Source organism: Desulfovibrio sp. DV (assembly GCF_001936595.1).
In the GTDB taxonomy this organism is placed as follows: Bacteria; Desulfobacterota; Desulfovibrionia; order Desulfovibrionales; family Desulfovibrionaceae; genus Solidesulfovibrio.
In genome coordinates, this window is sequence record NZ_MLBG01000112.1 from 1 (window position 1) to 16,191 (window position 16,191).

16 protein-coding genes are annotated in these 16,191 nt (G+C 65.5%); 5 read left to right on the forward strand and 11 right to left on the reverse strand.

Annotated elements, in window-relative coordinates; translation table 11 throughout:
- Positions 1–87 precede the first annotated feature (87 nt).
- Positions 88–2,136: an acyl-CoA dehydrogenase family protein gene (locus tag DVDV_RS18380; RefSeq protein WP_075356065.1), complete on the reverse strand. Its 2,049-nt coding sequence runs from the start codon at positions 2,134–2,136 to the stop codon at positions 88–90.
- 235 nt (positions 2,137–2,371) lie between these two features.
- Here DVDV_RS18380 and DVDV_RS18385 point away from each other — a divergent pair, with 235 nt between their 5' ends.
- Complete coding sequence (locus DVDV_RS18385; RefSeq protein ID WP_083634827.1) at positions 2,372–3,499, forward strand: DUF342 domain-containing protein; 1,128 nt, start codon at positions 2,372–2,374, stop codon at positions 3,497–3,499.
- A 164-nt stretch (positions 3,500–3,663) separates the two neighbouring features.
- Here the strand turns inward: DVDV_RS18385 and DVDV_RS18390 are convergent, their stop codons facing one another.
- The 6 genes from DVDV_RS18390 to DVDV_RS18415 form a co-directional block, all read right to left on the reverse strand.
- Positions 3,664–4,956, reverse strand: coding sequence for a histidine kinase (locus tag DVDV_RS18390; protein WP_075356067.1), 1,293 nt, complete (start codon positions 4,954–4,956; stop codon positions 3,664–3,666).
- Between the two features lie 69 nt (positions 4,957–5,025).
- Positions 5,026–5,904 (reverse strand): ThiF family adenylyltransferase, encoded by an 879-nt coding sequence (locus tag DVDV_RS18395; protein WP_075356068.1) that lies wholly within the window; start codon positions 5,902–5,904, stop codon positions 5,026–5,028.
- Positions 5,905–5,920: 16 nt separating this feature from the next.
- Positions 5,921–6,151 carry a MoaD/ThiS family protein gene (locus tag DVDV_RS18400; protein WP_083634828.1) on the reverse strand — a complete coding sequence of 77 codons (231 nt, stop codon included), beginning with the start codon at positions 6,149–6,151 and terminating at the stop codon, positions 5,921–5,923.
- Positions 6,148–6,447: a hypothetical protein gene (locus DVDV_RS18405; RefSeq protein WP_043637653.1), complete on the reverse strand. Its 300-nt coding sequence runs from the start codon at positions 6,445–6,447 to the stop codon at positions 6,148–6,150. The genes DVDV_RS18400 and DVDV_RS18405 overlap by 4 nt, the downstream gene beginning before the upstream one ends.
- Positions 6,448–6,459: 12 nt before the next feature.
- Positions 6,460–6,990 carry an acyl-CoA thioesterase gene (locus DVDV_RS18410; RefSeq protein ID WP_075356070.1) on the reverse strand — a complete coding sequence of 177 codons (531 nt, stop codon included), beginning with the start codon at positions 6,988–6,990 and terminating at the stop codon, positions 6,460–6,462.
- Complete coding sequence (locus DVDV_RS18415) at positions 6,987–7,226, reverse strand: hypothetical protein (RefSeq protein WP_075356071.1); 240 nt, start codon at positions 7,224–7,226, stop codon at positions 6,987–6,989. Before DVDV_RS18415 ends, DVDV_RS18410 begins: the two co-directional genes overlap by 4 nt.
- Positions 7,227–7,472: 246 nt before the next feature.
- On the opposite strand from DVDV_RS18415, the gene DVDV_RS18420 reads away from it, so the two are divergent.
- Entirely contained in the window at positions 7,473–8,588 is a 1,116-nt protein-coding gene (locus DVDV_RS18420) for a linear amide C-N hydrolase (protein ID WP_075356072.1), read from the forward strand.
- A 341-nt stretch (positions 8,589–8,929) separates the two neighbouring features.
- Positions 8,930–10,111 (forward strand): MFS transporter, encoded by a 1,182-nt coding sequence (locus DVDV_RS18425; protein WP_075356073.1) that lies wholly within the window; start codon positions 8,930–8,932, stop codon positions 10,109–10,111.
- 316 nt (positions 10,112–10,427) lie between these two features.
- Here the strand turns inward: DVDV_RS18425 and DVDV_RS18430 are convergent, their stop codons facing one another.
- The 3 genes from DVDV_RS18430 to DVDV_RS22840 all read right to left on the reverse strand — a co-directional run bounded on the left by DVDV_RS18430 (position 10,428) and on the right by DVDV_RS22840 (position 13,310).
- Entirely contained in the window at positions 10,428–11,705 is a 1,278-nt protein-coding gene (locus tag DVDV_RS18430) for an Nramp family divalent metal transporter (RefSeq protein ID WP_075356074.1), read from the reverse strand.
- Positions 11,706–11,720: 15 nt separating this feature from the next.
- Positions 11,721–12,995, reverse strand: a complete 1,275-nt coding sequence (locus tag DVDV_RS18435) for a magnesium transporter (RefSeq protein WP_075356075.1) — start codon at positions 12,993–12,995, stop codon at positions 11,721–11,723.
- Between the two features lie 147 nt (positions 12,996–13,142).
- Positions 13,143–13,310, reverse strand: coding sequence for a hypothetical protein (locus DVDV_RS22840; protein ID WP_175577126.1), 168 nt, complete (start codon positions 13,308–13,310; stop codon positions 13,143–13,145).
- 308 nt (positions 13,311–13,618) lie between these two features.
- Between DVDV_RS22840 and DVDV_RS18440 the strand changes: the two genes are divergently transcribed.
- Complete coding sequence (locus tag DVDV_RS18440; protein ID WP_075356076.1) at positions 13,619–14,089, forward strand: chemotaxis protein CheW; 471 nt, start codon at positions 13,619–13,621, stop codon at positions 14,087–14,089.
- 151 nt (positions 14,090–14,240) lie between these two features.
- Here DVDV_RS18440 and DVDV_RS23575 read toward each other — a convergent pair whose 3' ends face one another.
- Positions 14,241–14,924: a lytic transglycosylase domain-containing protein gene (locus tag DVDV_RS23575; RefSeq protein WP_368482926.1), complete on the reverse strand. Its 684-nt coding sequence runs from the start codon at positions 14,922–14,924 to the stop codon at positions 14,241–14,243.
- Positions 14,925–15,547: 623 nt separating this feature from the next.
- Between DVDV_RS23575 and DVDV_RS23965 the strand changes: the two genes are divergently transcribed.
- Positions 15,548–15,598: a hypothetical protein gene (locus DVDV_RS23965; protein ID WP_368482927.1), complete on the forward strand. Its 51-nt coding sequence runs from the start codon at positions 15,548–15,550 to the stop codon at positions 15,596–15,598.
- Positions 15,599–16,191 lie beyond the last annotated feature (593 nt).

The following is a 16,191-nucleotide window of genomic DNA, read 5'->3' on the forward strand; positions in this document are numbered from 1 at the left end:
AGAACCATCGATACAATACCAAGCAAGGGGGTCCGGGGGGGATTATCCCCCCCGGCGGGGCCTGGGGCAGCGCCCCAGTCTTAATAATTACATCGGGTAATCGAGCGCTTCGGGGATCATCACCTGGGTCAGCGCTGCTCCGGCGCGTTCGCGGGCCAGTCCCAGGCCGGCCAGGGACTTATCCAGTTCCTGGCGCAGCGGGCCAAAGGCGGCCAGATCGGCATCGGGCGTGGCGTAGCCGTGCACGAGGCCGGAGCACAGGCGCGCGGCTTCGCCGGCGGCGCGGGCGGCCTGCATCCGGGCGATGTCGTTGAAAAAGGCCATGTAGCCTTCCAGGCCCTCGGCCACCATGGGATTTTCCGGCCCCTTGGCGGCCAGTTCCAGCACGTCGAGGATGAAAAGCCGGCTGGCAATGAGCGGGCACAGGGCGTCGGCCAGCGGGAAGGTCACGGCCTGCCGGTTGCTGTGGTAGAGCTTCTTGCCGTCGGCGTCCTTGTTGGCGCACAGGAAGTCGAAGGTCTGCTTCCACAGGCGAAGGCCGGCGGCAACCGAGGCCGCGCCGGTCTCGGGATGGGTCCCGGCCACGCGGTCCATCTCGGCGATGTAGTTATCGACGTAGGCCTGGAAGATCTCGCTGGCCATGGTGATGCCAAGCTGGCGGCGCTGGACGCATTCCGGGCCTTCGTAAGTGGCTTCGAGCTGGGTGTCGTTCCACTTGTGAAACAGGAATCCGGGGCAGTCTTCGGTGATGCCGTAGCCGCCCATAAGGGCCACGGCCTCGCGCATGACGGTTGCGCCATGGCCGGTGTTCCAGAGCTTGCAGGCCGGGCACAGGACGCCGGCTTCGGCTTCAAGGGCCTGGAACCTGACCACCGGATCGGCGTCCAGGGCGGCAAAGCGGGCGGTGTCGCGGTCGGCCTCGGGGGTAAAGAGCAGGTTGACGTATTCGATGGCCTGGGGCTGGACCTTTTTAAGGGCCATCATCTGGCCGCGCACGCCGACCACGCCGTTTGCGGCCATGGCCGCGTCCTTGGCCTTTTCCGTGGGATCGAGGTGGTCAAACAGCCGGGCCGTGGCAAAGCCGAGGGAAGCCCCGGCTTCGCCGGCCGCCCAGACATCGGCCAGCCGGATGACGGCGTCCTGCTTCTGCTGCAGGCCGAGGTCGAACTTGGGCGAACCTTCGCCGCAGGCGTCGCCGCCCCGGAACCGGGTGCGCTGGTAGCGGATGACCGGCTCGATGGCCGAGAGGAGCTTGGCCGTGGTCATAAGGGCCACCGGCACGCGGGTGCGGTGGAACACGGCGGCAATGACCTCGGAGTGGGAATAATTGGGGACGATAGAGCCGTCCTTGACCGTATAGCCGCCGATGATGCGGCTGGCCGGCACCTTGAGGTTGAAAACCGGGTCGCGGGTGGAGGACAGCTGGTGCACCATTTTAAGCGTCGGCGCGCCGCGGTCGAACAAGCCCGGATCGGTCTCTTCCAGGATGATGATGCAGGAGGACTTGATGCGGGGATCGGCGGTGTCCACGGCAGCGGTGGCGTAATTGGCGAAATCCATGCCGGTGATGAAGCGGCCGCGTTTTTCCACGTGCAGGATCGGCTCCTGGCCGTCTTCCCAGGAATCGACGCGCACCTTGCCGGTCAGGACGCCGGTATCGACGCCGACGTAGGGAATGGGTTCGGTCAGGGCAAACGCGCCGCGCCAGGGGGCGCGATCCGGGGACGGGGCGCACAGGGTCATATAATGGTCGCGCTGCTCGGTGGTGCCGCGCTCGTGGATGGGCGACAGGGCCAGGTTGTTGGCCAGGGAGCAGGTGGCCGCCCCGGCATCGACCCAGGACAGCTCGAAAGCGACCAGGGACAGGGCCATATTTTTCGGGCCTTCGATGAAACCGCCCTGGTGGGGATCAAGAAAAACGGCGGTGATGCCGGCTTCGTCAAAGGCTTTCAGCAGCGAGTCCTTCTGCTCGGTCCATTCGTGGGAGTGGCGAACGCCGTCGGCCACCATGCGGGCGACAACGCCCCGGGCCACGCTGCGGGCCGACTGGACGGCCATCTGGAGATCGAAGCGGTCGGCGTAGCGCCACATGATTTGCCGGACATCGTCGCCCGGGAGAGTACGTAGGGTTTCCATAGGTCTCGCCTGGTTCGTGGTTTGAACGCGCGGGAGCGCTTTGATGCTCTGATAATAAAGTACGGGAAGCTAAAATATTCGGCCCCAGGCGTCAATCGGGCGCGGACAAACGCCTTGGTTGCGGCCGACGGCTGTCCGATTTCGGCCGGACCGGGGTTGTGTAAACAGCGACTGTTGGTTACGAATCGAACAATGGGGCGTATGCCCCGAAAAACTCGACAACCGGCGGGCATCCATGCCGTATGTCCTCACGTTTCACTTCGATCCCGATTTCGAACAGCGCCGGTTGCGCCCGAAGAATCGTGACGACGGAAGCGTTGACCAGTTCGACTTGGGGTACGTCCAAAACGTGGCCGTGGGCCAGCCCCTGGCCGAATGGATACCCCTGCCCCCAGAGGGGCACGCCGGGCACGAGGCCCCTGCCGCTGGCGCCATTGTTTCCGAAACCACCGCCTTTCCCCACGGCGAAGGCTGCCGCGTCGATCCCGACAATCCCCTGCGCCTATTGGCCAGCGTCAACGGCCATGTCGCCTTCATGGACGGCCGCATCACCGTGCGCGAAACCCTGGCCATCGGCTGCGACATCGATTTCCACACCGGCAATATCGTGGCGGTCGGCGACGTGCTTATTGGCGGCGACATCCGGGCCGGCTTCATGGTCATTGGCCGAAACGTCACGGTCAAAGGCACGGTGGTGTCCGCCCGCATCCGGGCCATGGGCAACATCACCTGCCACGGCGGCATCCAGGGCGGCAACCGGACCACGCTTCGGGCCGGCAAGAGCCTGAGGGCCAGATTCTGCGAGAACGCCGTGCTCCACGCCGGCGACAACATCCTCATCGACGGCTCATCCATGCACTGCCGGCTTTTTGCCGGCGAAAAACTGGCCGTCAAGGGCCGGCTGGCCGGGGGCGAGGTCTACTGCGGCGAAGCCGTCTACGTGGGCGAACAGCTCGGCGGCGGCGGCCAGAGCCAGACCCGGCTTTTGCTCGGCTACGACCCGGAGCGCATTCACAAAGACCAGCATCTCAAGGCCGGGATGCGCCAGACCCTGCTCGATATCGAGACCTACCGCCTGGATATGGGCCGCAGCGAAGACGCAGCCAGGGAATTCGGCCCGGCCCTGGAACAAAGCCTGCAACGCCTCAATACCTTCAAAAAACAGCTCAAAAAACTCTGGGACAACCCCGCTGCCATGCGCCGCTTCAGCAGTTGCCGGCTCATCGTGCCCGGCCGCATCGGCGCAAACGTGGAAATCTCCATCGGCGAGGCCACCCTGGCCGTGCCCGAAGACACCCGCGACGCCGTGCTGCGCTACCAGGATGGCGAGATCGTTGTGGAACACCCGGCCCTTCGCAAATAACCCGCCTTCCGCCTGATTGTTGCGGGGGCGGAAAAATGCCTCCGGCGGCCGGGGCGTTGCCCCGGACCCCACCGGGGGGATGATCCCCCCGGACCCCTGCAACTGGAGAAGTTTTTCAAAGGGTCTTGGCGCGGGCAGCCAGTATGGGCGTTGCCAGGGCCGGGCTAGGAGGTCTGCCGGTAGACCTCGCGGTCGTCGTGCTCCGCCGGTTCGAGGTCGAGCACTTCCTCGCCGCCGACATAGGGCATGAAGATGGGGTTTTCCACAGCCTTGAGCAGGTTGCTGATGGCCCCTTTGAGGCGGTTGATATTCTCGACGATGAGATTGACGTACTGCATCTTCTTTTCGACTTCCATGCGCTCCACGGTCAGGCCGATCAGATGGCGCATGGCGGCCGGGGCCAGATTGGGCCATGGGTCGGGCACCAGCTGCATGGCCTCGGCAATGAGCCCCGTGCCGATCTCGTCTTCGTTGTCCAGAAAATCCTCGTAATCTTCGAGAATGAGTTCCGCCCCGTTTTTCATGATGGCCAGCACGTTGTTGCCGACATGGGCCATGCCGCCGGCCGCCTTGGCCAGGGTGTCGCGGCCCAGTTCCAGGCGGCGTCCGACGGTGAGCGACACCACCCGGGCGCAGTCGGCCAGGAAGTCGGTCTCGTAGCGGTCGAAAAACCGGGTTTTGCGGGAATACAGCATCATGAGGCCAAAGGCCTTGCCGGCCGGCTCGCGCAGGAAAAAGGACAGACGGCAGCGGTAGCCTTCGAGATAGGGCACGCAGTCGATGGACTCGCCGCCGCGCTCGGGGCCAAGCAGGTTGTTGGACACCACAAACAGGGTCTTGGGATTGTTAACCGAGAGCATGACCGGATGGTGGGGCAGCGTCTCTTCCATGAACCGGACGAAAATGGGGGTGGCCCGGCCGGTGTGGGTGTTGGCCGCGATGTTGACCCAGTTGCCGTCCTCGTCGCGCAGACGGCACACGTACAGGTCGCCTTTGAGTTCCTTGAGCATCACTTCGGCGCTTTGCTCAAGAATTTCAGCGGCGGTCTGGAAATCCTGGCCGGCATTGATCAGTTCGTAAAGAATCTCAAGCATGAGCTTGGCTTTTTCGTGGGCTTTTTTGAGCAGCCCATAACGGTGCTCGAGCTGGGAAAAACCCGGGTTGGCCCGGCGCAGGCCCTCGATCTTCGAGGCCTTGAGCACGTCGAGTTCGCGGCGAAAGGCGGTCAGCGAAGTCAAAAGCGACTCCCAGTCCGACACCGGCCGGTCAGGGTCGCCAAGGGCCGGCATCATGGGCAGGACGTCCAGGGAGGTCTTGATGGAGAGCATGAGATCGGTGATGGCCACCCGCACGGCTTCCGGGGCGGAGCCGATGATATTTTGCATTCGCTCACGGGGATCGCAGCCCATGAGCTGGAGGGGGGTGGCCAGATAGCAGGAATCCGCTTTGAGAGTCATGACGCTTCCTTGAGGATTTGGCGCACCGGGCACGCCTTGTGTCCTTATATCGCGTCCACGGCCCCCTTGTCACCCTGCCTTGCCCGGCGACGGTCCGGGCTCCAATACGATGGTGTCAAAGCGCATGGTTTCAAGGTCGATGATGAGCGCCTTGCCGGCCAGGGCCGGCTTCCGACCGGCCAGCAGGCGGATGGCCTCGGAGGCCTGCAGGGCGGCCACAGCCATGACCGCCGGCGACGGACAGCCCAGCACGTCCTCGGCTGCCGTGCCGCCGCTCCCGCCAAACAGGTCGGCCGGGGAAGGACCGCCCGGCAGCACCGTGGCCACGATGGCGGTGTAGCCGGCCACGGCCCCGGTCACCAGCGCAATGCCCAACCCGGCGGCAGCGGCGACCAGGGCCGGCCGGTCGGCCAGCCCGCCCAGGGCATCCACAGCCACCTGGGCGCCGTCCAGAAGCGCGTCCATGCCGGCCCGGTCGAGAAAGGCCGCCTGGGCCACAAATTCCACGGACGGGTTGACGGCTGCGGCCCGCTCGGCGGCAAGGGCGGCCTTGGGCCGGCCAAGGGCGTCCAGACGGGAGAGCAGTTGGCGGTTCAGATTGCTTTCCTCGAACACGTCGCCGTCAGCGGCGTGGATCACCCCCACCCCGGCCCGCACGAGATTTTCCAGCAACCCGCCGCCCAGGCCGCCAAGGCCGACCAGGGCCGCCTTGGAGGCCAAAAGCCGGGCCTGTTCGGCCATGGAGAACGCCGTGAGATTGCGGGCGTAGCGCAGGGGGCAGATGCCGGAATCAAGGGCCGCGATCTCCACCCGGCGCGGGGCCAGGGCAAAGTCCCGGGCCAGCCCGGCCACAGCCGCGGCGTCGAGAAACCGACCGGCGCGGCCGTCGGGATAGGGCCGCTCACAACTGGCAGTCCGCAGGGCGGCAAGAAGAGCGGTGTCGGGCATGGCTTGCCGTCCTGGTTCAGCCCCCGGTGATGGGCGGCACGAAGGACACGACATCGCCCGGGGAAAGCGGGGTTTCCAGGGTGGCGGGGTTGCCGTTTATAAGCACGGCACCCAGGGCCTCGCCTTCGATGCCCAGACGGTCGGCCAGCTCGCCGGCGGTTTCACCGGGTCCGACCGAGGCCACGCCGCCGGGAGGTGCATAGGGGGCCAGGGTCGCCAGGGCACGGATAGTGACGGTATCGCTCACGCTTCGCCCTCCGGGGCTTCGGTCCAGCGGGACAGGGCAGCAACGATCTTCTGCGCCTGGTCCCGGCTGGAGATGGCAAATTTGGACTGCACGCGATAGGTGTCGCCGGATTTTTTATACCGGCGAATGGCGTAGCGGTCGGGACTGTAGGCATCCTTTTTGGGGTCCCACTGGACAAAGCGGAAAATGATGGTGGTCCAGGCCCCGCGGGTGAGGATGACCTTGTCGAGCTCCTTGGTCAGCTCGACGCCGTCTTCCTCGTAATTCACAGTCAAATCGTCAATAGTTTCGGCCACGTCGCACCTCGGTTAAGGGTTTTCAGACTGATGTTGCAGTTGGGAATCACGTTCGCGGCGACGTTCCTGGAGCCGGGCTTCGCGCCGCGCTGCGGCCTCGCGGTTGCGGCGGCGGTCGGACTCCGTCTCAAGGATCAGCGGCGGCACGGCCTGGGGCCGGCGTTCGGCGTCCAGAGCCACGTAGGTCAGGTAGGCCGAACCGGCGTGGCGGGTCTCGCCGGTGATGGGATTTTCACACTCCACCCGCACGCCCACTTCCATGGAGGTCGCGCCCACGAGGTTGACGGCGGCCATGAAGGTGACAACCTCGCCGATATAGGCGGGTTTCAAGAAATCCATGCGGTCGATGGAGGCGGTGACCACGGCCGAGCGGGCATGGCGTATGGCGCAGATGCCGCCGGCGGTGTCGATATATTTGAGGATGACGCCGCCGTGGACGTTGCCGGCGGGGTTGGCGTCGGACGGCAACATGCGCTGGGGCATGACCACGAGGCTGGCGGAAACGGACTTGGGTTCCAGCGAGCGTTTTTCCGGGGGGGTCATTTGGCGTTATACCCCTTTTCTTTCATGCATTCGTCAATAATTTCCTGCTGGCGGTCTTCGGCTTCGCCGGCGTTTTTGATAAGCGCCGTGGAGACGAAGGCCCGGGATTGGCACTGGCTGTAGTCGGCATCGACAGCCGATTGCGGCACATTGTCAGCCGTGGCTCCGATACTGCCGCAGCCCGTAGCCAGGGCGGCCAGGGACAGCGCGGCGGCGACGGCGAGATGTCGTAGCATGAAAAGCCTCCTTGGGGCCAAATGGCCTACGGGCCGGGATGGCCGCAGGAAATCCTTAGCGTTCCAAAGGGGGCGGGGTCAATGCGGGGGTGGCCCCGGACGGACGGCAAAATGCTGTTTCCTGCCTCCCCTGGACCGGCCTGACCCTTTTGCGTATACACTTGGCAACCATCCTTTCGTGTCCAGTGTCCGGTTTCCCGCTCGTCCCAACCGTTTAATCCCGCCCGTACGGCAAAGGATTCCGCCATGTCGCTTCTGCGCCGCCTCGCCGCAGCCGCCCTGCTCGTGGCCCTGTTCGCTCCGGCTCCCTCGGCCGACGCCTGCACCAGCATCCGCATAAAAACCACGGACGGCGGGGTTTTTTACGCCCGGACCATGGAATACGGCCAGGACCTCGGCTCCAAGGTGGCCATCATCCCCAAAGGCACGGCCTTCGTCGGCACCCTGCCCGACGGCGCATCCAAGGGCCTGGCCTTTACCGCCAAATACGGCTTCGTCGGCATGAACGCCCTTGGCATCAACAACTTAAGCGACGGCATGAACGAAAAGGGTCTGGTGGTCGGCGGCCTGCTCTTCCCGGGCTATGCCGGGTACGAGCCGTTTTCGCCCGATACCGCCGGCAACACCATTGCCCAGTTCGAAGTGGTCAACTGGCTGCTCTCCCAGTGCGCAACCGTAGCCGACGTGCGCCGCGACATCGCCAAGGTGCGCGTGTGCCAGGGCCCGACCACCTTAAACGGCGTGGCTGCCGGCCCCCTGCCCCTGCACTTTACCGTCCACGACGCCACCGGGGCCAGCATTGTCCTGGAATATGTCGACGGCAAGCTCAACATCCATGAGAACCCGATTGGCGTGCTGACCAACTCCCCGGATTTCACCTGGATGCTCACGTATTTAAGCAACACGGTCAATCTCTCGGCCGTAAACGTCCCGGCCCTGGATCTGGCCGGCTACGTCGTGCGCCAGACCGGCCAGGGTTCAGGCATGCTCGGGCTGCCCGGCGACTTCACCCCGCCCAGCCGCTTCGTGCGCATGGTGGCGCTGACCCAGTCCGCCCTGCCCGTAACCGGCCCGGATGCCGGCCTGGGTCTCGCCATGACCATCATCGGCAACGTGGACATTCCCAAGGGCGCGGTCCGCGAAAAAGATGCGTCCGAGGTCGTGTACGACGTCACCCAGTGGACCGCCGCGGCCGACACGGTCCGGGGCCGCTACTACTACCACACGGCCGCCGACAGGAACTGGCGCTATGTGGACCTGGGACAGGCCCTGGCTGCGGCCGGCGGACACATCCAGACCGTGGCCACCGACCTGCCCCCGGCCTATCCCAACATCACGGCCACGGCCCAACCGAGCAAGTAGCCGGGAGAGAGAAGACGAATAGCCTTGGCGGCCGGGGGATGATCCCCCCGGACCCCTGCAAAGGTTTTATTTGAATGGGTTCCTGGCGTAGGCCGGAAGTGCGCGCTTGACGGGAACCACCATTGCTCCGGCGGCCGGGGGGATTATCCCCCCGGCCGCCCTTGATGGGGAAAATTTTCAAAGGTTCTTGGCGCTGGTTGCCAATCCGGCCGGGTAGCGGCCGACAGGTACTTGCTTCTCGAAATTGTTGTCATAACATCGACCTTGACGCTCCACCCCGCCCCGCGTATCCGGCTGGCTCCCGCAGCACCGTCCAACCCGGCCCGATACGGCGGCAGGTCATGAGCACACCCCAAAACCCCCGCTTTTTTTCCTTTGAATTCGTCAGCCTCTGTCTGCTGATCTTTCTGTCCTACTGCAATATTTCCGTCTTTTACAGCCTCTACGTCTATTTCGAGGCCCTTGGCATCCCCCAGTCCTGGCGCGGCCTGTTAATCGGCGCGTCCTCCCTGGCCACCATGGCCACCTATCTGACCGTCAGCCCCTTTCTGACCACGCAAAACGCGGCCAGGACGGCGGCCGTCGGCATCGTGGTGCTGCTTGGTTGCGGGGGGGCGTATCTGACGGCCGCCTCACCGGCGGCACTGCTCGCCGTACGGCTGGCCAACGGCCTGGGGGTGGCCCTGGTTTCGGCCGGGGCCATGACGCTTTTAGTGGCCATCATTCCCCCGACCCGCAGCGGGCAGGCCTTTGGCGTCTATTCCGTGGCCATGCTCCTGCCCTACTCGGTCATGCCGCCGCTTTTCGACTGGCTTTCACCGGCCCATCTCGGCTACCCGCAGGGCTATGCCCTGGTGGCCCTGGCCCTGGCTCCGGCCCTGATCGTCCTGGCGGTCCTTGGCCGGCGCAGCCGGGGCCGGGGCCACAGCCACGGGACGCGGCCGAGTCTGGCCGCCATGGCGCAAAACGCCCGCAAGCGGCCGGTGGCCCAACTGCTGGCCGTCAACGCCATGTATTACCTGAGTTTTGCGTCGCTCTTCTTCCTGGCCAAGAGCCTGTTCCAGGCCCGGGGCCTGGCCGGGGTGGGCATCTTCTTTTCCATCCAGACCGGCTGCATGATCGCCCTGCGCGTCTTTGCCAACCGCATCTTCGATGTGGTGCCGAAAATCCAGCTCATCCGCTTTTGCTATGTCGTCACCGGAGCGACCTTTCTGTTGCTCTTTTTCACCCAGACCCAGGGACCGGCCTATCTGGCTGCGGTGCTCCTCGGCTGCGGCATGGGGGTGGGGTCGCCGTCGCTCAATGCCTTCATGTACGAGCTGTCGGAACCGGCATTCAAAGGCTTAAATGCCAACCTCATGATGCTCTCGCTGCAAGGCGGCAGCTTCCTCGGCCCGATTCTCGGCGGCGCGGCCGTGGCCGCTTACGGCTACGACGGGTTCCTGCTGGTCGGGGCGGTGGCCAGCTTCACCGGCATGGCCATGAGCCTTGGCCTGGGGTCAGCCCGCCCGGCCACAAGGTGAGAGAAGAGAAAGAGAAAGAGTGCCTCCGGCGGCCAAAGGGCAGTGCCCTTTGGAAACCCACCTGGGGTTCGTTTGATTGGACCGGATGCGTTGCCAAGTCGAGACGCGAAAGTTGCTTAACCACCGTTGCTCCGGCGGCCGGGGCCTGAAGCCCCCGGACCCCCCAAAGGGGTAAAGGGGAACGGCGATGCCGCGACCCTTGAATACCTTTTCCCGTGCGAGGGGTCCGGGGGGATCATCCCCCCGGTGGGGTCCGGGGCAAAGCCCCGGCCGCCGGAGGCATTCTTCCCTCTTTGCAATTCTTTTCTCAACGAAATTACCCGGCCACCAGCTTCACCACGGCATTGATGGCTCCCGGGCGCACGGTGTCGATGGTCATGAGCGCCGTCAGGACGATCAGGCCGACCACCGTCACCCAGGCCACGGCGTTAAAGACCGGGCCGTTGACGAATTTGCCCATGAGCCGCTTGTTGTTGATCAAAAGCAGCATGAGGATCAGGACAAAGGGCAGCATCACGCCGTTGACCACCTGGGACACGTACATGACGAACATGAGCGGCATCCCGGGGATGAGAATGGTGGCCGCGCCGATGCCGATGCTGATGGTGAACAGCCAGAAGAATTCCGGCGCGCGGCGGAAATCCTTGTCGATGCCCAGTTCCCAGCCCATGGCCTCGCAGATGTAGTAGGCCGTGGACAGGGGCAGGATGCCGGCGGCAAACAGTGACGCGTTTATCAGCCCCACGCCAAAGAGCCACGAGGCGTATTTCCCGACGAGCGGTTCAAGGGCCATGGCCGCGTCGGCCGCCGTCTCGATGGGCAACCCCTGGCGGTGGATGGAGGCAGCGCAGGCCACCACGATAAAAAGGGCCACGATGACGGCCAGGACGCAGCCGATGATGACGTCGAGGCGGGTGAAGCCGTAGTTCTCGGCGGTGATGCCCTTCTCGACCACGGCCGCCTGCTGGTAGAACTGCATCCAGGGGGCGATGGTGGTGCCTATAAGGGCTATCATCATGGCCACATAGTCGCCGTCGGCCCGAAAGGTCGGGGTGACGGCGGCCCGGGCCACCTCGCCCCAGGGCACGTCGGCCGAAAGCGCGGCCAGCGGGTAGACCAGATAGACCACGCAGACAATTAAAAAGACCCGCTCCACGATGCGATACGAGCCTTTGACGATGAGCAGCCAGACCAGGGCCGCGGCCAGGGGCACGGACAGGTACTTGGTGACGCCGAAAAGCTCGAGCCCCGCGGCGATACCGGCAAATTCCGAGATGGTGTTGCCGAGGTTGGTCAAAAACAGCGCGATCATGATGTAAAACGTGGTGCGCAGCCCAAAGGACTCGCGGATCAGGTCGGAGAGCCCCTTGCCGGTCACCGCGCCCATGCGGGCGCACATTTCCTGGATGACCACCAGGGAGATCGTGGTGGGAATGAGCATCCACAGGAGCGAATAGCCGTAGCGCGCCCCGGCCAGGGAATAGGTGGTGATGCCGCCGGCGTCGTTGTCCACGTTGGCGGTGATGATGCCGGGGCCGAGCAGGGCGAAAAAGAGCAGGATGTTTTTGCGCGAGAACTTGTTGAAAAACGGCATGGCAGACCTCAAAGCCTAATGGGCGGCGTACCGCGAACGGGTGACGGATTCGGGCAAAAATCGTTCGATGACCGCATCTGCCGGCACGATACCGACCATATGTCCATCCTCAAGCACCGGCACGGCCAGCAGATTATATTTGAAAATGAGCTCCATGACCTTGGCCGGTTCGTCCTGGACGCCGACGGCTTTGAGGCCCACGGTCATGATCTCGGCCACCGGGGTCTTGGGTGGGGACAGGAGCAGACGCTTGAGCGTCACCACCCCAAGGGGTGTTTCGTCGGCCCGGATCACGTAGATGTAGTAGACGTTCTCGATCTCGGCCCCGACCAGACGGATGTAATTGAGCGCCTCCTCGGCAGTCATGGCCGGGGGCACGAAGGCGAACATGTTGTTCATGAGACCGCCGGCCGTATCCTCCTCGTGCTCCAGAAGTTCCTGGACCATTTCCGCGTCTTCGGCGTCCATGAGGCCAAGCAGTTCCCGGGCCTTTTCCTCGGGCAGATCGGCCAGCAGGTCGGCGGCTTCGTCCGGCTCCATCTCTTCGAGGATGTCAGAGGCCATTTCGCTATCGAGCTGGCTGATGACCCGGCCGCCCACTTCGGGATCGAGTTCGCCCAGGGCCTCGCCCACGGTCTCGGGGTCAAGGGTCCCGATGACCGTGCCGGCCTCCTTGTGGGGCAGCTGGGCCAGAATCTCGGCAATGTCGGCCGGGTGCATGTCGGTTAAGCGCTCGCGGGCCACGGTCAGGGTCAGCTTGTCGGCGTTGGGATCGAGCTGGGCCACGAAACGCCAGTCGATCTCCCGGCTGGGCAGGGTCAGGCCAAGGCTTTTGGCCAGCCAGTTCCAGAAGCGCAGCTGGCCCAGCCGCCGGGCCATGCCGCGAAGGCCCACATCCACGGCCTCGATGAAAAGACTCGCCCCCCGGGCGTGCAGCTTGAGATCGTTGACGCGAACGATCTTGGCCCCGTCCACGTCCACAATCTGGCGGTCGAGGATGTCGCGGCGAAGCCTGATGTCGGCAATATCGCCGGTCTCCTCGCCCTCGGCCCAGGCACCCGCCTCGCCTGACAGGCCGGAAAGATCGGCCGAGACAATCACCGGGGTGAACAGATTGACGCAGCTCCAGGGCACAAAGCGCCGCCGGCCGCCGCTGCGGATGAAAAGCCCGGACACCACAGGCAGGGTCTTGCCGGGCACCAGCCCAAGATCGGTGAGCCGGCCGAGTTCGACGCCCGAAGGGTCGATGACCGGACGGCCGAGCACCGCACTGACATAAAGATCGTTCATGACCAAGCCTCCCCCCGGGCAGCAGGCACGGCACAGGGCCGTCCCGCAAATCGCCAGGGCTTGCACCGACGGACGTCAGGAAGTCCGCCGCTGCGACCAGACGCAAAGGGACCAAAAACGCGTTGCGGCCAAGGCCGCGTCACGGCCCTACGACGAGGGCAGGGGGCTTGCTGAGGGAGGTTCCTGGGCTGTGCCGGAGGTGGCGGCGCACAGCCGGCGCGAGACAGGGAAAAGTACGGCCGCCCCGAGCCGGATGCCGGCACGGGGGGAAAGCCCTGAGGCGAAATGTTCAGACCCGATGAAAAACGTGTTCATCTGGCGCCTCCTTGTGCCGCCGCCTGCCGGCGGCGACCCTGGCGCGCCCGGATGGGGCGGCAGCGGCGCGTAAAGCGGCAGGAAGCGTTATCGCGTAACGGTCAGCGGATAAACGTGCGGGGAAAAGCGACTACTACTGTACGGCTCGTCCATTATTTCCTCAAAAGGTTCCATGGTTTGAGGGGGTGTGTATGCCCGGACGGCAGTCTTGTCAACGCTTGCGGCATCGCCAATGGAAACGGGCAGTTGCCGGCAAGGCCCGGCTGCCGTATGCTCAGGTGAGATCGCCAGAACCGGAGGCACCCTCCATGGCCGACGACGCCACCCGCCAATACCTGACCTTTACTTTGTGCGGCGAACACTTCGCCCTGCCCTCGCTGCTCGTGTCCGAAGTCCTGGACATGCCCACGGTGACCGTGGTGCCCCTGGCCCCGGAATATCTGCGCGGCGTGGTCAACCTGCGCGGCAATGCTGCAACTGTGGTGGATCTGGGCCGCAAACTCGAACTGGAGTCCGGCTCGAAGGATCCCACCTGCCTGATCATCGTCGAACGCGACTACGACGGCGACACCCTGGCCGTGGCCGCCCTGGCCCACGCCGTCCACGAGGTGGTGGAAATCGCCGACGCCGACATCGCCCCGCCCCCGGACATGGGATTGGCCGTGCCCACCCGCTTCGTGCGCGGGCTGGCCCGACTCGATGGCACGTTCACCATCGTCCTGGACGCCGACCGCCTCTTTTCCCTGGAAGAACTCTCTGCCGGCGGTGGGGAGTTGTAGGAAAAAAGAGCCTCCGGCGGCCGGGGGGATGATCCCCCCGGACCCCTGCAATGGGAAAAGTTTTTAGACGGGATGCTGAGCGCTCTGTCGTCATCTCCGGTCGGTCGTGGCCAACGCCGTCTGCGCCTGACGCGCATGAAGGCCTCCTGCCTCATTTCCCGGAGGGATAAAGCCTCCGGTAAAGCATGGCGTTGGTGGTGATGCGGCGCACATAGTCCCGGGTCTCGGTGTAGGGGATAAACTCCGTAAAAAGCTCCTCGCCAAGCCGCCCGAACCCGGCGTTCCATATGGCCACCCGGTTTTGCCCGGCATTGTAGGAGGCCAGCGTCGCCGCCAAAGTCCCCTCCTCGGCCAGCCGTTCCCGGAAAAACGCCACCCCGAGCCGGATGTTGACCACCGGACTAAACAGATCCGCCCGGTCGGGCCGGATGCCGATTTTTTTGCCCACAGTCTTGGCCGTCTCCGGCATGAGCTGCATAAGCCCCACCGCCCCGGCCCCGGACACGGCCTTGGGATCGAAAAAACTCTCCTGGCGAATAAGCGAATAGATGATGTCGGGGTCGATGCCCGAGCCGGCCAGGGCAGCCGTCACCTCGCCGGCGTAGGCCCGGGGATAGAGGGCGTCGCGCAGCGGCCCCAACTCGGCCGGCGTGCCGCGCAGCAGGCAGGCCCCGAAGGTGCGCCAGGCCGTGCGCATGGCTGCCGTGCGCCGTCCGGCCTCCATGGCGGCGTGGATATGGGCCATGGCCAGATCGGCCCGGTCCGGGGCGGCCTTGGCGGCAAAATTCCAGCACCATCTCGGCCAGGGCCGGCAACCCGGCGTCGGCCAGGGCATAGGCCTTGCCGAGCGTGGCCGTCACAGCCGGCGACGGCGGGGCCGCCGCGTCCGGACAACGCGGCGGCTTGGTCGGCGACGAGGCCACCATCCGCTCCCCCACATCCCCGGCCCCGGCCAGGGCAGCCGCAGCCCGGCCGCCGTAATAGGTGTTGGGCCGGGCCGCAGCCACCTCCATCCAGATCGCGGCCGCCTCCTGAGCGCGTCCCAGCCCGGCCAGGGCCCGGCCGCGCCAATAGCGGGCCCCGTCGGCCCAGTCATCCTCGGGAAACCGCCCGGCAAAGGCGGCCAGATCGACTTCGGCCCCGGCAAAATCCCCGGTGACGTAGCGCAAAAGCGCCGTGAGCGTGGCTCCCTGGGCGGCCAGATCCGGGCCGACAGCCAGCCCCTGCAACCGTCCGGCCGCCTCCAGGGCCTCGGCAAAGCGGCCCCGTTCGGCCAAAAGCAGGGCCAGATGCCGGGCCGCAGCCTCGCGCAGGGGATCATCGCGGCCGGGCGCAGCCAGCACTTCGCGAAGGAGCGCCTCCATGCGCCGGCCATCCTCCGGCTCAAGGGACCGCCACAGGCAGCGGGCCTGATGGTAACGGGCCCAGCCGGCCAGCGAACCGGCCGGATCAACGGCAATGGCCTTGGCAAAGGCGTCGAAAGCGGCCTTGGGCCGGCGCAGGCGGTAGTGGGCCTTGCCCCGGACATAGTCGGCCCGGGCGGCCTGGGCCGGGGTCCAGCCGGCGCGGGGGGCAAGCAGCGTCAGCGCCGCCTCGGCCCCGCCCTTTTCCACCAGCCCCTCGGCCAACAGCAGCACCGTGTCCGGGGCATCGGGATCAAAGCCGCCGGCTCCGCCGGGTTCGGCCAACAGCCGCCGGGCCAGGGCAATGCCGGAAGCGGCGGATTTGGAAACCGGAAAAGTCAGGGCCAGATGGCGCAGATAATCCTGGGCCTTCTGGCGCTCCCCCAGATTGGCCGCAGCCACGGCCGCCCGCAGCCAGACCTCCGGGGCAAGGGACGGTTCGGCGTCGGTGAGCCAGCTTTCGGCCAAAGCCAGGGTCCGGTCGTGGCGGCCGGCCCGGGCCGCGCTTTCCAGGGCCAGATACAGGGCGTCGCGGCCCAGAAAGGAATTGGCCGCCCGGGCGCTTAGGCCGTCCAGGGCCGCCAGGGCGGCCGGGGCGTCGCCGGCCAGATACAAGCCAAGACCCTGGTAATAGGCGGCCACGTCGGCCTGGTCCCCGGCCTTGGGCAGCACCGCCCCCAGCCGGGCCGCGCCCTGGCG

What these genes read in the sequence shown, in the direction of transcription:
- DVDV_RS18380 (WP_075356065.1), bottom strand. Translation starts at nt 2,136, where the DNA reads ATGGAAACCCTACGTACTCTCCCGGGCGACGATGTCCGGCAAATCATG.
- DVDV_RS18385 (WP_083634827.1), top strand. Translation starts at nt 2,372, where the DNA reads ATGCCGTATGTCCTCACGTTTCACTTCGATCCCGATTTCGAACAGCGC.
- DVDV_RS18390 (WP_075356067.1), bottom strand. Translation starts at nt 4,956, where the DNA reads ATGACTCTCAAAGCGGATTCCTGCTATCTGGCCACCCCCCTCCAGCTC.
- DVDV_RS18395 (WP_075356068.1), bottom strand. Translation starts at nt 5,904, where the DNA reads ATGCCCGACACCGCTCTTCTTGCCGCCCTGCGGACTGCCAGTTGTGAG.
- DVDV_RS18410 (WP_075356070.1), bottom strand. Translation starts at nt 6,990, where the DNA reads ATGACCCCCCCGGAAAAACGCTCGCTGGAACCCAAGTCCGTTTCCGCC.
- DVDV_RS18415 (WP_075356071.1), bottom strand. Translation starts at nt 7,226, where the DNA reads ATGCTACGACATCTCGCCGTCGCCGCCGCGCTGTCCCTGGCCGCCCTG.
- DVDV_RS18420 (WP_075356072.1), top strand. Translation starts at nt 7,473, where the DNA reads ATGTCGCTTCTGCGCCGCCTCGCCGCAGCCGCCCTGCTCGTGGCCCTG.
- DVDV_RS18425 (WP_075356073.1), top strand. Translation starts at nt 8,930, where the DNA reads ATGAGCACACCCCAAAACCCCCGCTTTTTTTCCTTTGAATTCGTCAGC.
- DVDV_RS18430 (WP_075356074.1), bottom strand. Translation starts at nt 11,705, where the DNA reads ATGCCGTTTTTCAACAAGTTCTCGCGCAAAAACATCCTGCTCTTTTTC.
- DVDV_RS18435 (WP_075356075.1), bottom strand. Translation starts at nt 12,995, where the DNA reads ATGAACGATCTTTATGTCAGTGCGGTGCTCGGCCGTCCGGTCATCGAC.
- DVDV_RS22840 (WP_175577126.1), bottom strand. Translation starts at nt 13,310, where the DNA reads ATGAACACGTTTTTCATCGGGTCTGAACATTTCGCCTCAGGGCTTTCC.
- DVDV_RS18440 (WP_075356076.1), top strand. Translation starts at nt 13,619, where the DNA reads ATGGCCGACGACGCCACCCGCCAATACCTGACCTTTACTTTGTGCGGC.
- DVDV_RS23575 (WP_368482926.1), bottom strand. Translation starts at nt 14,924, where the DNA reads ATGCCCTGGCCGACGCCGGGTTGCCGGCCCTGGCCGAGATGGTGCTGG.